The 13,848-nt window shown below is 51.8% G+C and carries 11 protein-coding genes; 6 read left to right on the forward strand and 5 right to left on the reverse strand.

The window, feature by feature from the left end; all coding sequences use genetic code 11:
• Window positions 1–31 precede the first annotated feature (31 nt).
• From JHU38_RS00085 to JHU38_RS00110, 6 genes are all read left to right on the forward strand, one after another.
• Entirely contained in the window at window positions 32–2,455 is a 2,424-nt protein-coding gene (locus JHU38_RS00085; RefSeq protein ID WP_107581609.1) for a glycoside hydrolase family 95 protein, read from the forward strand.
• Window positions 2,452–3,369 carry an alpha-L-rhamnosidase N-terminal domain-containing protein gene (locus JHU38_RS00090; RefSeq protein ID WP_107581608.1) on the forward strand — a complete coding sequence of 306 codons (918 nt, stop codon included), beginning with the start codon at window positions 2,452–2,454 and terminating at the stop codon, window positions 3,367–3,369. Before JHU38_RS00085 ends, JHU38_RS00090 begins: the two co-directional genes overlap by 4 nt.
• A gap of 27 nt (window positions 3,370–3,396) precedes the next feature.
• Window positions 3,397–4,275 carry a helix-turn-helix domain-containing protein gene (locus JHU38_RS00095; RefSeq protein ID WP_107581607.1) on the forward strand — a complete coding sequence of 293 codons (879 nt, stop codon included), beginning with the start codon at window positions 3,397–3,399 and terminating at the stop codon, window positions 4,273–4,275.
• Between the two features lie 29 nt (window positions 4,276–4,304).
• The gene (locus tag JHU38_RS00100) at window positions 4,305–4,883 is read left to right on the forward strand and encodes an RNA polymerase sigma factor (RefSeq protein ID WP_107581606.1); all 579 of its coding nucleotides are present in this window, start codon (window positions 4,305–4,307) and stop codon (window positions 4,881–4,883) included.
• Between the two features lie 49 nt (window positions 4,884–4,932).
• Window positions 4,933–5,913, forward strand: a complete 981-nt coding sequence (locus JHU38_RS00105) for a FecR family protein (RefSeq protein ID WP_107581605.1) — start codon at window positions 4,933–4,935, stop codon at window positions 5,911–5,913.
• Between the two features lie 121 nt (window positions 5,914–6,034).
• Window positions 6,035–7,591 (forward strand): sulfatase family protein, encoded by a 1,557-nt coding sequence (locus tag JHU38_RS00110; protein WP_107581604.1) that lies wholly within the window; start codon window positions 6,035–6,037, stop codon window positions 7,589–7,591.
• 169 nt (window positions 7,592–7,760) lie between these two features.
• On the opposite strand, the gene JHU38_RS00115 is transcribed toward JHU38_RS00110, so the two are convergent.
• The 5 genes from JHU38_RS00115 to gpmI form a co-directional block, all read right to left on the reverse strand.
• Complete coding sequence (locus JHU38_RS00115) at window positions 7,761–7,961, reverse strand: hypothetical protein (RefSeq protein ID WP_107581603.1); 201 nt, start codon at window positions 7,959–7,961, stop codon at window positions 7,761–7,763.
• Window positions 7,962–7,974: 13 nt separating this feature from the next.
• The gene (locus JHU38_RS00120; protein WP_107581602.1) at window positions 7,975–9,939 is read right to left on the reverse strand and encodes a leucine-rich repeat domain-containing protein; all 1,965 of its coding nucleotides are present in this window, start codon (window positions 9,937–9,939) and stop codon (window positions 7,975–7,977) included.
• A gap of 693 nt (window positions 9,940–10,632) precedes the next feature.
• Complete coding sequence (locus tag JHU38_RS00125) at window positions 10,633–11,265, reverse strand: DUF3109 family protein (protein WP_107582351.1); 633 nt, start codon at window positions 11,263–11,265, stop codon at window positions 10,633–10,635.
• 134 nt (window positions 11,266–11,399) lie between these two features.
• Complete coding sequence (gene ung, locus JHU38_RS00130) at window positions 11,400–12,065, reverse strand: uracil-DNA glycosylase (RefSeq protein WP_107581601.1); 666 nt, start codon at window positions 12,063–12,065, stop codon at window positions 11,400–11,402.
• Between the two features lie 221 nt (window positions 12,066–12,286).
• A complete protein-coding gene (gene gpmI, locus JHU38_RS00135; RefSeq protein WP_107581600.1) occupies window positions 12,287–13,810 on the reverse strand; it encodes a 2,3-bisphosphoglycerate-independent phosphoglycerate mutase in 1,524 nt (507 codons plus the stop codon).
• Window positions 13,811–13,848 lie beyond the last annotated feature (38 nt).

A 13,848-nucleotide genomic window follows, 5' to 3' on the forward strand; every position in this document is an offset into this window, starting at 1 on the left:
CTCACCATCTTTTTGTTTCTCGTGCCTTGCCATGATGCTAAGCATATTGTCTGTCAGCGCCAAGCCACAACCGCGCAAAGCGCTTCCACTACGGCTGTGGTATCAGACGCCGGCCCGCTATTTCGAAGAAGCGCTGCCCATCGGTAACGGAAAACTCGGCGCTATGGTCTACGGCGGCGAGACGACTGACTCGCTGCAGCTTAATGACATCACGCTTTGGAGCGGGAAGCCCGTCGACCACAACGAAGACAAGGACACTTGGAAGTGGATCGAACCTATCAGAAAAGCGCTTTTCAAAGAAGATTACGCCAAGGCCGACTCGCTGCAGCTGCACGTTCAGGGGCACAACAGCGCCTATTACATGCCGTTGGGCACGCTATATATAGAGGACCTTAACGTCACGGCCCCCATGACGCGCTACCGTCGCCAATTAGATATCGACAGCGCGCTCTGCCGGGTGAGCTATCGGCGAGGCGATGTAGGCTTCGAGCGCGAGTACCTGGCTTCGAATCCCGACAAGTGCATTGCCGTCAGAATGCGAAGCACGCAACCGGGGAAGCTGTATCTATGTCTTCGCCTGCAATCGCCACTCAACCACACCGTGAAAGCCACCGACCATCAGCTCACCATGCTGAGCCACGCCACCGGCGACCCGCAACAAACCGTTCATTCCTGCACGATCGTCCGTGCGACAACCACCGACGGACACGTATTGACGTCGAATGGCAACCTGCTGATTGAGGGCGCGACCGAGGCCACCGTCTTTTTAGTGAACGAAACTTCATTCAACGGCTACAACCGCCATCCCGTGAGCCAGGGAAAACCTTATATCGACCTGGCCGCCGATGACATTTGGCACACTTACAACACTGATTTCACGGCCATCAAGCAACGTCATACGGCCGACTACCGGCAGTTCTTCGGTCGCCTTTCGCTGCAAATAGACGGCGCGAAGTTCGACACGCTGCGTACTACCGCCGCGCAACTGAAGGCTTATACCGACCAAAAGGAAGCCAACCCCTATCTTGAAACGCTCTATATGCAGTACGGTCGGTACCTGCTGATCAGTTGTTCACGCACCCCGGGCGTACCCGCCAACCTGCAAGGACTGTGGAATCCCTATCTCAAAGCACCGTGGCGCAGCAATTATACAATGAACATCAACCTCGAAGAGAACTATTGGCCGGCGGAAGTGGCCAATCTCAGCGAAATGGCCATGCCGCTATGGGACTTCATGAAAGCCTTGGCCGACAACGGCCGCTACGCCAGCCGCAACTACTATGGTATCGATGAGGGATGGAGCGCCAGTCACAACAGCGACATCTGGGCCATGACCAATCCCGTGGGTGAGAAACGCGAGAGTCCCGAATGGAGCAACTGGAACATGGGGGGAGCCTGGTTGACGCAAGCCGCGTGGGAACATTTCGCCTTCACGCAGGACAAACGGTTTCTGAAAACGCAGGCCCTGCCGTTGCTCCAAGGCGCCACCGACTTCATGCTGCGCTGGCTCACGCGTCATCCCGACAAGCCCAACGAATGGATTACGGCTCCCAGCACGTCGCCCGAGAACGAATACGTGACCCCCGAGGGCTATCACGGCACCACCTGTTATGGCGGAACAGCCGACCTGGCCATCATCCGCGAACTGCTCACCAACACCGCCGGCGCGCTTGCAATCAGCCACTCCACAGCCCCGAAAGATACCGACAACATGAATCCTAAGATTCTCCAAATCCATCAAACCATCGCCCGGCTCCACCCCTATACCGTCGGACACATGGGCGACCTGAACGAATGGTATCACGACTGGGACGATTTCGACTTCCGACATCGCCACCAAAGTCATCTCATCGGTCTCTTCCCGGGGCATCAGATTACACCCGACCGCACGCCGCAACTGGCTCAAGCCGCGACGAGAAGCTTGGAAATCAAGGGCGACGAGACCACCGGCTGGTCTACGGGATGGCGCATCAATCTCTGGGCACGGCTCCGACGGGCCGACAAAGCCTATCAACTATTCCGGAAACTCCTCACTTATGTCACGCCCGACGGCTACCACGGCCCCGACCGACGCCACCGTGGCGGCACCTATCCCAATCTTTTCGACGCCCATCCGCCTTTCCAGATCGACGGAAACTTCGGCGGCACGGCCGGCGTCTGCGAGATGTTGCTGCAAAGTGAGTATGCTGTCGACACTTCTTCAACGGCTAACGCCAAGCTGCCCGCGGTCTCTCTCCACCTGCTGCCAGCCCTTCCGTCGGCTTGGAACACCGGTAGCGTGAGCGGACTCTGTGCCCGTGGCGGCCTGGAGGTCAGCATGAAGTGGCAGGAGGGTCGCGTCGTCAGCGCCACCATCAGTAACAAGCACGGCTACAAGGGAAAAATCAGCATCAGCTATAACGGCCAAGAACGCGTCGTCAGCGTGCGACCGGGCCACAGCAAGACCTTCCGATGAAATTATTGATCGCTTTTGGATTGTTCCTGATAAGTATTGCGCCCGCCCAAGCCCAGTCTTTCGGCACGCATTGGATAGCCAGTCCGCAGGTCGACTCCACGTCACAGGTGTGGTTCAAGCAGTCGTTTGTTATGCCCCGGCGTCCTCATCGAGCCGCGCTGACCGTGATTTCAACAGGCTATTTCGCCGTTTACGTGAACAAATGGAAAGTCGATTTGGCTACCATCGCTCCCTATCGGGCATACGGCGACACGCTGACCAAGGGCATTTGCTACGACGTGACACGCTTCATGCGTCGCGACACCAATGTCATAGCGGTGTGGTACAGCCCCGTTTTTCCGCATATCGAACGCCGCCAGCTATCGGTTTCGCTCGTCACGACCGACTCACAAGGTCATACCGCCGTACTCAATTCAGACTCAGGTTGGCTCTGTCATCGTGCCACCCGCAGCCTCAACGCCGACGGAGGCGAAACGATCAACGGCCGGGGTTACCCCTTAAAATGGTATGACACGTTTACCGACCTGGCCCTTTGGCAACCGGTCGTCAACATAAAGGCATCGCCCCTGCAAGGATATACTATCGAAGAGAACTTCCGACCACAAATGAAAGTCCATTATATAAGGAATCAGAATTACTTCGATTTAGTTGGCGACACTGTTTATTACGAGTTTGGCCTGGGCTTCTATGGCAACCTGCGCCTCACTATTCGTGACGCCCAACCCGGACAGGTCTTCCACATCGGCAATCTCACCTACACTTGTAATGGAAAAACCGATGAGCAAGCTATCTCTCGCTTCGCTCCTGCCTATTACCGGCGTGTTCCCATCTGGGGCGACAAGCTCTTCAAACACAAACAAATACAGAATTTCGAAGCCATTGAGCTGGCCCCTGTATGGCCCGGTTTCCAATAATCATTTTACGACGACAGAACATTCAGCATGAACAGCAACGACATTGAGACCATCGACATTGAGTCCGCACTACGGTTATACCGAGGCAGCCATATCGACAACGACCTTTTGCTCATCGACGAAGTGGCCGATATCCCCCTACCCGGCGAATCACGCCGCATGAAAAGCCTACTGATAGCGCTCTGCCTCAAGGGCAAAGCTCAATATACCGTCGACACCATCGAGTATAAGGTGAAGCCTAACGACATCATGATCATCAGTAACGGTCAGGTGGTAGACGACTATCTACTGAGCCGCGACTGTAGCGGCATAGCCATCATGGTGTCGTATGACTTCTATCGTGAGATTGTTTCCGACGTGCACGAGCTCTCTTCGCTCTTCATCTTTTCACGCAACCATCCCGTCGTAACCCTATCGCAGGACGAGTCAGACATGATTCAGGAATACTACCGGTCACTTAAAAGCAAGGTAGAAGACCAAAGCCATCACTTCCGGCGCGAAGTAGCACGCTCTCTTCTCTCCACGGTCATCTATGATATCAGCAATTCGCTCTATCATATCATGAATACCGAAAACGTGAAGCAGACTCGGGCAGACAAAATTTTCAAAGAGTTCATCCAGTTGGTCGAAGCCAACTATCATGAGAAAAGGCGGGTCGGCTGGTATGGAGGGCAACTCTGCATTTCGCCCAAATATCTTTCCGAAACCATCAAAGCTATCAGCCATCAGACGCCTAACGAATGGATCGACCGTTATGTGGTGCTCGAAATATGCAATCTGCTGCGCAATACGACTAAAAGCATTAAGGAAATTGCCCAAGACCTGCACTTTCCCACTCAGAGTTTCTTGGGAAAATACTTTAAGGAACACGTCGGCGTGAGTCCCACAGAATACCGGCGAGGATAATTTCTTACAGGTTTCGTAATTTTAACAAAATGCAAATCGCGGAAGAAAAGCTGATCGAAGCCTTGAGTCAAGATTCCCACGAGGCTTTCGACCTTATATATAATATGTATGCCAAGCGCCTTTATGCCTACTGCATGCAATATTCCAAAACGACAGAAGACACCGAAGACATCTTGCAAGGGGTATTTTGCAAGCTATGGGTCAACCGCCGGCATATCAAGAAAAGGCAATCGCTCAAGTCGCTTTTGTTCACCATCGCCCATCATGCGGTCATCGACACCTACCGACGCCGGCTTCTCTCACCCACCTACCGGGAATATGTCGAATACAAAGCGGCTTCGGAAACCGACAGCAGCACACGGATCGAATACGAAGAGTTTGTCAACAGACTCAACGCCATCCTGAAATCAATGTCCGAAACACAGCGAAACGTCATCCAAAGGGCCAAGTTCCAAGGTATGCGCAACGCGGACATTGCCGCGGAACTTCATCTCAGTGAGCAGACTGTCAAAAACGCGCTGTCTGCCGGCATGAAGACGCTACGCGACAAACTCGCTTCCATTACGATCTTACTGCTGCAATCGCTGTTACTGATTATTAACAAATAACGATGGTATCTTTTCAAGATGTCGACGTCTATACAATAAAAATAGAACCATGGACAATCAATTGAACGACAAATATAGACACGACTGGCTGAATCCTGACGAATTGAAGGAATGGAAACGGCAGGTGACACGCATGGACAACCATGAGATGGAACAGCTGATAGCGCCCGCATGGTTCGACGAAGAGCTGAGCGCGGCAAACGTTTCCGATGACCGTCTGAAAGCGTTGAAGGAACGTATCGACCGCAACCTCCCCGCAAACGACGGCAAACCGTCGATATCCCTTGTCAAGCGGATAGCCTTGGTTGCCGCCTCTCTCTTGCTTCCTATCCTGCTTGTGTCTACCTATTACTTTTATCACGAAAGCCAACAAGCCTTCGACAGCAGGACGACCATCGTCACGAAGAAAGGCGAGCAAGCCACCGTTGTTCTGCCCGACGGCTCTGTGGCCACCCTCAACTACAACAGCCGCCTGTCCTATTGCGCCCGGGATTTCAACCGCAAGGAACGTGATGTCGCTTTCGACGGACATGCCCGCTTCGAAGTGGCCAAGATACACGACTGCCCTTTCAACGTTTACACCCACGGTCTGAAGGTACATGTGTTGGGAACGAAATTCTATCTGGACGCCAGAAAAGACCGCGACATAGCCCAACTGACCTTGGAAGAGGGACTTGTGAAGCTCACCTCCCTGAAAACCGACGCGGAAGCTTTCGTACATCCGGGCGAAACGGCTACGCTCCGCTATGCCACGGGCGAGATAACGGTAAGCCGACAGCACACGGAAAGCACGCTACAGGCTTTACAAAACAACCTGTTGGTATGCAACGGACAACCCCTGCCCCACGTTCTGCGCGAGCTGGAAAACGCCTATCGGACGCGCTTCTTCGTCCATGCCAACAAGCCGCTTGGCACATTTACAGGCAAGTTGCCCCTCGATAATCTGATGGAAACCGTCAAAATCATCGCGGCCACCTATCGGTTCGGTTATACGATAGAAGGCAAGGATGTCCATTTCAGGAGCCGTTGACAAGACAAAACGTTATTATTCTCATAAGTGTATTACGCCACAGGACTACACATGGCCCATCCCCTTGTCGGAACAGAATATCAATCCGAATCTTAGAGAATCCGATAAATAAAGGTAACAAATGAACAACAAACTATTGACGTTGGCTCTTTTGGCGCCCGCCGTCGCTCCGATGACAGGCTCAGCCAAGAGTGCCAAGAAACCGAACAACGGGCGGAAGACGCCCAACGTGATTATCATCCTGGCCGATGACCTGGGCTACGGCGACCTGCAATGCTACGGCGCCAAGAATGTGGAGACGCCCAACGTAGACCGGTTGGCCCGCAACGGCATTCGCTTCACCAACGGACATGCCGTCGCCGCCACGAGCACGCCGTCGCGCTACTCACTGCTGACGGGCGAATATGCCTGGCGACGCCCCGACACCGACATCGCCGCGGGCAACGCGGGCATGATCATCAAGCCCGCGCAGTTCACCATGGCCGATATGTTCAAGAGCGTGGGCTACGCCACCTGTACCATCGGCAAGTGGCACTTGGGGCTGGGCGACCAAACCGGACGGCAGGACTGGAACGCCCCGTTGCCCGAGGGACTCGGCGACCTGGGCTTCGACCGACACTATATCATGGCGGCTACGGCCGACCGGGTGCCTTGTGTCTTCATTCAGGACGGGCGCGTGGCCAACTACGACGCCGAACATCCCATCGAGGTGAGCTATAAGGCCAACTTTCCCGGTGAGCCGACGGGAGCCGACCATCCGGAATTGCTCTACAATCAGAGGTCAAGCCACGGTCACGACATGTCAATCGTGAACGGTATCGGCCGTATCGGCTATATGAGAGGAGGCGGCAAGGCCCTGTGGAAAGACGAGAACATCGCCGACTCGCTCGTCGCGCACGCCGTCGGCTTCATCAAGGCACACAAGGACAACCCCTTTTTCATGTACTTTGCCACAAACGACGTGCACGTACCCCGCTTCCCACACCCACGCTTCCGGGGCAAGAGCGGCATGGGACTGCGCGGCGACGCGATCGCGCAGTTCGACTGGTCGGTGGGAGAAATCATGAAAACGCTGGAACAGCTGAAGATTGCCGACAACACGCTTGTGATTCTGACGAGTGACAACGGCCCCGTGGTCGACGACGGCTACGACGACCGCGCCGAGGAACTGCTCAACGGTCACAGTCCCGCCGGCCCGTTTCGTGGCAACAAGTACAGCGCTTTCGAGGGCGGCACGGCCATCCCCTTCATCGTCAGCTGGCCCGCGCGTGTCGCCGCCGGCGACACTTCCGACGCCCTCCTCAGCCAGATAGACCTCATGGCGTCGCTCGGCAGCCTTATCAACGCACGCCTGCCCCGTGGAAGCGCGCCCGACAGCCGCGACTATCTCGCCACCCTTATCGGCACCGACAGGCAAGGACGCGACTACGTACTCGGGCAGTCCAACACGCACGTGCTTTCGGTTCAGACGGCCGACTGGCGATACATCGAGCCGAACGACGGTCCGAAGATGATTACCTGGGGACCCAAGATAGAAACGGGCAACCTGCCGCTGCCGCAACTTTACGACCGCGCCAAGCACCTATACGAGCGTGACAACGTGGCCGAAACCCATCCCGAAGTGGTCTTCCGCATGCAAAACATCCTACGAAGAGAACGTGCCGGCAAGGCGAAATAAACCCAACGGCGCAGTCGTTCTACAATGAAAACAGGCTTGCAAGAATGAAAACACTCCGATTTCATTTCTTGCAAGCCTATTTTTCGTAAGCAATAACGTCCGCAATGCCCGTTCATGGAACATTGCGGATATTTATATCCGTCTGATTGCTGAAAGACAATCAGTCTTCCTAATCTTCCCAGAAACCTCCCTGTTTGGCACTGTTGATATTGGGAATTTCACCGTCTGCATCAGACTTGATACCTCCCGACTCACCATTTTCCTGTCCGGGCTTCCCCAAGTCATACTCACTTTTCGAGGCTGCACATAAATGAGATTCAAATTGAGCCGCGAAAATTTCTATACATGGCGCTATATAAGTCTTTTTCATTTCTTTCTGCTAATTAACGTACAACAAATTTCTTTCCATTCACGATGTAAATGCCCTTTGGCAGACCTTCAAGCGAACTGCCATTGCGCATAACCTGTCCATTCAGATTGATTACCTTATCGGCCATCTTTCCGCCCAACCGCTTGGTACCGGCACCTTCAGAAGTAATATTGTTTATGCCGGTTGTCTCATGGTCAATCGAACTCGTGAAGAAATTCGTAAACGCCTTCGCCTTCACGCCATCTGTAGCAGAAGCCAACACCAAGGCCGTGTACTTGCCCCATGTGCCACCTTCCTTGGTTCGCTTATAGAAACCGGAATCAAAACTGCCGTTTGTAGCCCCTTTGCCGTTATAATAGAAATAGCTGTTGGCAGGCATGGCCTTGCCTTGCGCATAGTTACCGATGAACTTATAGCTAATGCCATCGGTAGTCGTCAATGTCACATTTTCAAGAGATGATTCGTTTTCAGGCTGCTTGTTGACGCCTATAATCGTCACTTTCATACCGGTAGCGCTACCCGCGTGAAGCGCCGGGCGAATCATGTAAGGATGGTGTGCCTTGGTCTCCGTAACAGGAGTTTTAAATGCCAACGTAAGATAATTGGTACCTCCCTTAGAAGTAATGGTCGCGCCCGAGAATTCCACAACCTCAACCGTGGAGCCATAAGCGCTCTTCAGCTGCGCTTCCGTCAAATCGAAAGGCAGACACATGGAATACCATACATCGTCGACACGAGTTTCGTCTACCCAAGTCTCATCATCTTTGATTTTAGTCGTAATCGCAAAGTTCTTCCAACCCGCATAGTCACCCGTTGTTACTGTGTACTTACCGTTCTCTTTCGTAGGCCAAATATTGCCATCTTCCGCCGCGACATTCTCCGTATCACCACCTAACCCGGAAGAACTTGGATTTACGTATTTACTTCTGGCCGATTCCGGAAAATGAAGCAATGCAAGAAAGCTTTTCCCGTCACCGCGTTTATAGCAGTCTCTCGTCACGGGGGTGATATGGGTAGGATTAGAATATTGAAAGTTGCTGACCGCATTTTCGTCAAAAGCCTGAGTGCCGGCTTTCGTGTTCTCACCCAACACATACACATCCTTCAGCGCATAGTTTTCCTGAAAAGCCTGACTCTCAATTTCTTCTACACTTGCCGGAATCGTAATCGATTGTAAATAATGACACCTGAAAGCCGTGGCCTCAATCTTTTTCAATGTATTCGGCAAATGAATCGCTTCAATGGCACAACCTGAAAAGGCTCCATTCTTGATCGTTTCAAGACCTTCAGGCAAAGTAACGTATTTCAGCGCAGAACAATCGAAGAAAGCCTGTTGTCCTATCGTCTTCCAGCCAAAATAAAAATCAACAGATGTCAACGCGGTACATCCCATGAAAGCATGTTGTCTAATCTCACTATTTCCGTTAGGATCGACCTCACCCAGCTTCACCGTTTTCAAAGCAGAACCGAAAGCCTGCGCCCCTATGGTCACGCTTCGCCCGCTGTTATTTGGAATGACGACATTCTCGATTTGGCAACTGCCATTTGCAAGACAATAAGCCGGAATCGTGGTTGTCGTCCGCGGAAAGGTAACGGTCTTCAAATGGTCCATGAATTTTAGGTTTGTGAGCTCATTATCATTTGCGATCGCTGCATTCTCCAAGTCGAGCGTCTGAAGTTGAGGAAAATTATTTTCCTCGTCCGCCATACCACAGATTCTCTTCAAATCGTCACTCGTCATCGTAACTCCACCTTTGGTTACCACTTTCAGCTTGAGCGTGTTCAAGCAAGGCTGCACAAGTGAAGACGGCGTGTATTTCGCCCATTCGCCGGACACAGGCGTAAATTCATTCGCGATGTCGCCAGAGGCTTCCAGTGTAAACACAACCGTGCCATCGCTTTCTTTGGCCACTGTCAATTTAGCGTTTGCCAAACCCACGGTCAGCAAACACGACATAAATAGTAAAAGTCTTTTCATTTCTTTATTTTAAATCATATTTTTGCAACTTTTCTAACTTCTTAAACTAACGGAACAGAAGAATCCGGTAAACCGTTCAATCTTTGCCTTCTCACAGTATCAGTTTAAGCAACTCTATTCAGTAGATAGGGCCTACGTACAGGCGTTAATTTTGCTCAAAAAAATGATTATTAATGTTCGGCAAAGGTAGGCATTATTTCTTATCACAACAAATTTATCTCCTAACATTTAAGTACTATTCACAATAAGCAAGGAGGGTACATATCAAGAATTGTCAAGAATTTTAACGAAAAAACAGCTCTGCTTTTTTGGTCCTTTTAGAGCGAAACGGACATGAAAATGGAGCGATTAGGGATGAATATTTTGCTTAAATTTCTCATTATATATGCTTTCGACTCATCAAAGCTATGCTTTGAGGCGCCAAAAGCTATGCTTTTAGCGTGCAAAAGGGCTGCGATGAGGGGCTAAAAGCATATACGGTAAGGGGCAAAAGGAAGCCGAAAAGCTGTAAAGAAAAGAGAAGTCGTTGATTATCAGATAAATACAAACACGCGAAATTCTCGCGTATTTGGACGCGAAAGAAAAATTTTTCAGAATAACACAAGCAGCAAAGGGCTATTGTAAAAAAAACTGACGTTTATTCAGTATCCCACCACCTACCCGTCTTTCGAGCTATCTACCGCGCAGATTCTGTTAAATTTGGTTCATAGTACGAATTTCTTCGGCCACTTCGCACAACTCCCGATACCAGGCTTCGCCGAACCGACGCTTCAAGGGACCGGCCAAAAACTTATAGACAGGCATGCCAATGGCACGGCCTTTAGCCACGGCGTCCTTGCAGATGTCCCACCGATGATAGTTGATTCCCGTGAGGCCGTGGCCGAACTCCTTCACGCGGATGGGATAAAGGGCGCACGAAGCGGGTTTCACGAACTGTGTCTTGCCCTCACGAAAAGCGCATTCCAAGGCACAGAGGCAGCAATCCTTCACCTCGGTTCCGTCATCGAGCGTCAGATCCTTATACTCGGTGAAGGCACAATCCTTGCCCCCCACGATACTCGTCACAAGGTCGCCCTCACGGTCTACATAGGCCACGCCCTGCCGGTCGACCACGGCCTGAGCCGAAGCGCTCATCCGTGGCCACACGGCGTCGAGCGACTCTTCGATGCTTCCTATCTCATCGAGCGTCACGGGAGCCCCCGCGTCGCCCTCGACGCAGCACTTACCTTTGCATTTGGCCAGGTCGCAGCAAAACATTTCGGTGATAATATCGGGCGAAACCAATACGTCGCCCACTTGCAAAATACGCAATTCGTCTTGATTCATGTTGATTTTACAGTTTGAGCATGGACTGCCATCCATATTGCCATCAACGAACAATTCGCCAACAAACAACTCGTCAACTCGTCAACTAACAACTCGTCAACTTGTCAACTCGTTTACTCGTCAACTTAAAAAAGCTACCACTCGATGGGTGCCAGCCCCTTACTCTCTAAGAAAGCGTTGCAGCGGGAGAACTGGTGATTGCCGAACCAGCCGCCATGGTTGGCCGACAAGGGCGAGGGGTGGACGCTTTCCAGAACGTAATGGCGATGGGTGTCGATGAGATACTTCTTGCCACGGGCGAAACCGCCCCACAGCATGAAGACCAAGTTGTCGCGGTGATCGCTCAGGGCCTTGATGGCCGCGTCGGTAAACGTGGTCCAGCCCAGCCGCTGATGGCTGTTGGCCTCATGTGCCCGCACGGTGAGCGTGGCGTTGAGCAGCAAAACGCCCTGGTCGGCCCAGCGAGTCAGGTCGCCGTTGCGGGGCATAGGCTTGCCCAAATCCATTTCTATTTCCTTGAAAATGTTGATGAGCGACGGAGGTGCCGGCACACCATCGGGCACCGAGAAGCTCAATCCCATGGCCTGACCGGGCTCGTGGTAAGGGTCTTGGCCGATGATAACGACTTTCACTCGGTCGAAAGGACAGAGGTTGAAAGCATTAAAAATGAACTGTCCCGGCGGATAACAGGCATGATTTTGATACTCCTCACGCACCAATCGGGTGAGATTCACAAAGTAAGACTTCTCAAACTCGGCACCCAGATGCTGCCGCCACGATTCTTCTATCTTTACGTTCATACAGACAGTTAATAATGATTGCAAAGATAATGATAAACTACGAAAAGTAAGTCTTTTCACAAAACATTATCATAAGCGACTGTTCTGCCTGCTCATTCTAAGGTGCTTAACGGGCAGAACTGGGTCTTCGGGGTTATCAGATGATAGCGCAGGACACCTAAAACAAAAAATCGGAAGCTACGAATGCGTAACTTCCGATTCTATTTAGTTTGTTTAATTGCTTATTTATCTTCAATCAGACACTCGCCCGTCATGTCTGTCGGCTGTTCCAAACCCATGATATGGAGCAGAGAAGGGGCCACGTCGGCCAACCGACCGTTCTTTACCTTGGCCGAATTGTTATCCGTTACATAGATAAAAGGCACCGGATTCAGCGAGTGAGCCGTGTTGGGCGTACCGTCTTCGTTGATCGCATTGTCGGCATTGCCATGGTCGGCGATGATGATAGCTTCATAACCGGTGGCCTTGGCAGCCTCGATTACCTCCTTCACGCACTGATCTATCGCCCAAACAGCTTTGGCAATGGCGTTGTAAATGCCCGTATGGCCCACCATATCGCCATTTGCGAAGTTCACAACAATGAAGTCGTACTTGTCTTCCTTGATAGCGGCCACGAGCTTATCCTTCACCTCGTAAGCGCTCATCTCAGGCTTCAGGTCGTAGGTTGCTACCTTAGGCGAAGGCACAAGGATGCGGTCTTCGCCCTCGAAAGGAGCCTCACGACCTCCGTTAAAGAAGAAGGTCACGTGGGCATACTTCTCTGTTTCGGCCGTATGAAGCTGCTTCTTGCCCAGTTTCGACAGGTATTCGCCGAGCGTATCTTGCACGTTTTCTTTCGGGAAGAGTACGTTTACGTTCTTGAAATTGGGGTCGTAGGGCGTCATGCTGTAGTATTGCAGGCCCTTAACCGTGTGCATTCCCTCTTCAGGAAGATCCTGTTGCGTGAGTACAGCGGTGATTTCTTTAGCACGGTCGTTACGGAAGTTGAGGAAGATTACTACGTCGTCTTCCTGGATTGTGCCATCAATCTTGGCATTGTTGATGGCCTTGATAAACTCGTCCGTCACGCCCTCATCATAGCTTTCCTGCATGGCCTGCACCATATCGGTGGCCTGTTTGCCCTTTCCTTCAACGAGAAGGTCGTACGCTTCTTTCACACGATCCCAGCGTTTGTCGCGATCCATGGCGTAGAAACGACCGATAATGCCGGCAATGTGGGCGTCATTCTTGTCGCAGCAAGCCTGTACTTGCTCGATGAAACCCTTACCGCTACGTGGGTCGGTGTCGCGTCCGTCCATGAAACAGTGAACAAACACCTGATCTTTGAGACCATATTCCTTACCGATTTCAATAAACTTGAAGAGGTGATCGAGTGAAGAGTGAACGCCACCGTCAGACGTCAGACCCATGAGATGGAGCTTCTTGCCCTTCTCTTTGGCGTAGGTATAAGCCGCAACGACGCCTTCGTTCTTCAAGATAGAACCGTCGGCGCACGCACGATTAATCTTAACGAGATCCTGATAAACCACACGACCGGCGCCGATATTGAGGTGTCCCACCTCTGAGTTACCCATCTGGCCGTCGGGCAAGCCTACGTTTTCGCCGCTGGCCTGAAGCTCTGAATGCGCTGAAACAGCTGTCAAATAATCTAAATATGGAGTTGGCGTGTTGTAAATAACGTCACCTTTACCGTGTTTTCCGATTCCCCAACCATCGAGAATCATCAGAAGTGCTTTCTTTGCCATAATAAAACTAATATCTAATTATTGTTATATTTCCTGCA

The organism is Prevotella illustrans (assembly GCF_017426725.1).
GTDB classification, from domain to species: Bacteria; Bacteroidota; Bacteroidia; order Bacteroidales; family Bacteroidaceae; genus Prevotella; species Prevotella illustrans.

What these genes read in the sequence shown, in the direction of transcription:
- JHU38_RS00085 (WP_107581609.1), top strand. Translation starts at nt 32, where the DNA reads ATGATGCTAAGCATATTGTCTGTCAGCGCCAAGCCACAACCGCGCAAA.
- JHU38_RS00090 (WP_107581608.1), top strand. Translation starts at nt 2,452, where the DNA reads ATGAAATTATTGATCGCTTTTGGATTGTTCCTGATAAGTATTGCGCCC.
- JHU38_RS00095 (WP_107581607.1), top strand. Translation starts at nt 3,397, where the DNA reads ATGAACAGCAACGACATTGAGACCATCGACATTGAGTCCGCACTACGG.
- JHU38_RS00100 (WP_107581606.1), top strand. Translation starts at nt 4,305, where the DNA reads ATGCAAATCGCGGAAGAAAAGCTGATCGAAGCCTTGAGTCAAGATTCC.
- JHU38_RS00105 (WP_107581605.1), top strand. Translation starts at nt 4,933, where the DNA reads ATGGACAATCAATTGAACGACAAATATAGACACGACTGGCTGAATCCT.
- JHU38_RS00110 (WP_107581604.1), top strand. Translation starts at nt 6,035, where the DNA reads ATGAACAACAAACTATTGACGTTGGCTCTTTTGGCGCCCGCCGTCGCT.
- JHU38_RS00115 (WP_107581603.1), bottom strand. Translation starts at nt 7,961, where the DNA reads ATGAAAAAGACTTATATAGCGCCATGTATAGAAATTTTCGCGGCTCAA.
- JHU38_RS00120 (WP_107581602.1), bottom strand. Translation starts at nt 9,939, where the DNA reads ATGAAAAGACTTTTACTATTTATGTCGTGTTTGCTGACCGTGGGTTTG.
- JHU38_RS00125 (WP_107582351.1), bottom strand. Translation starts at nt 11,265, where the DNA reads ATGAATCAAGACGAATTGCGTATTTTGCAAGTGGGCGACGTATTGGTT.
- ung (WP_107581601.1), bottom strand. Translation starts at nt 12,065, where the DNA reads ATGAACGTAAAGATAGAAGAATCGTGGCGGCAGCATCTGGGTGCCGAG.
- gpmI (WP_107581600.1), bottom strand. Translation starts at nt 13,810, where the DNA reads ATGGCAAAGAAAGCACTTCTGATGATTCTCGATGGTTGGGGAATCGGA.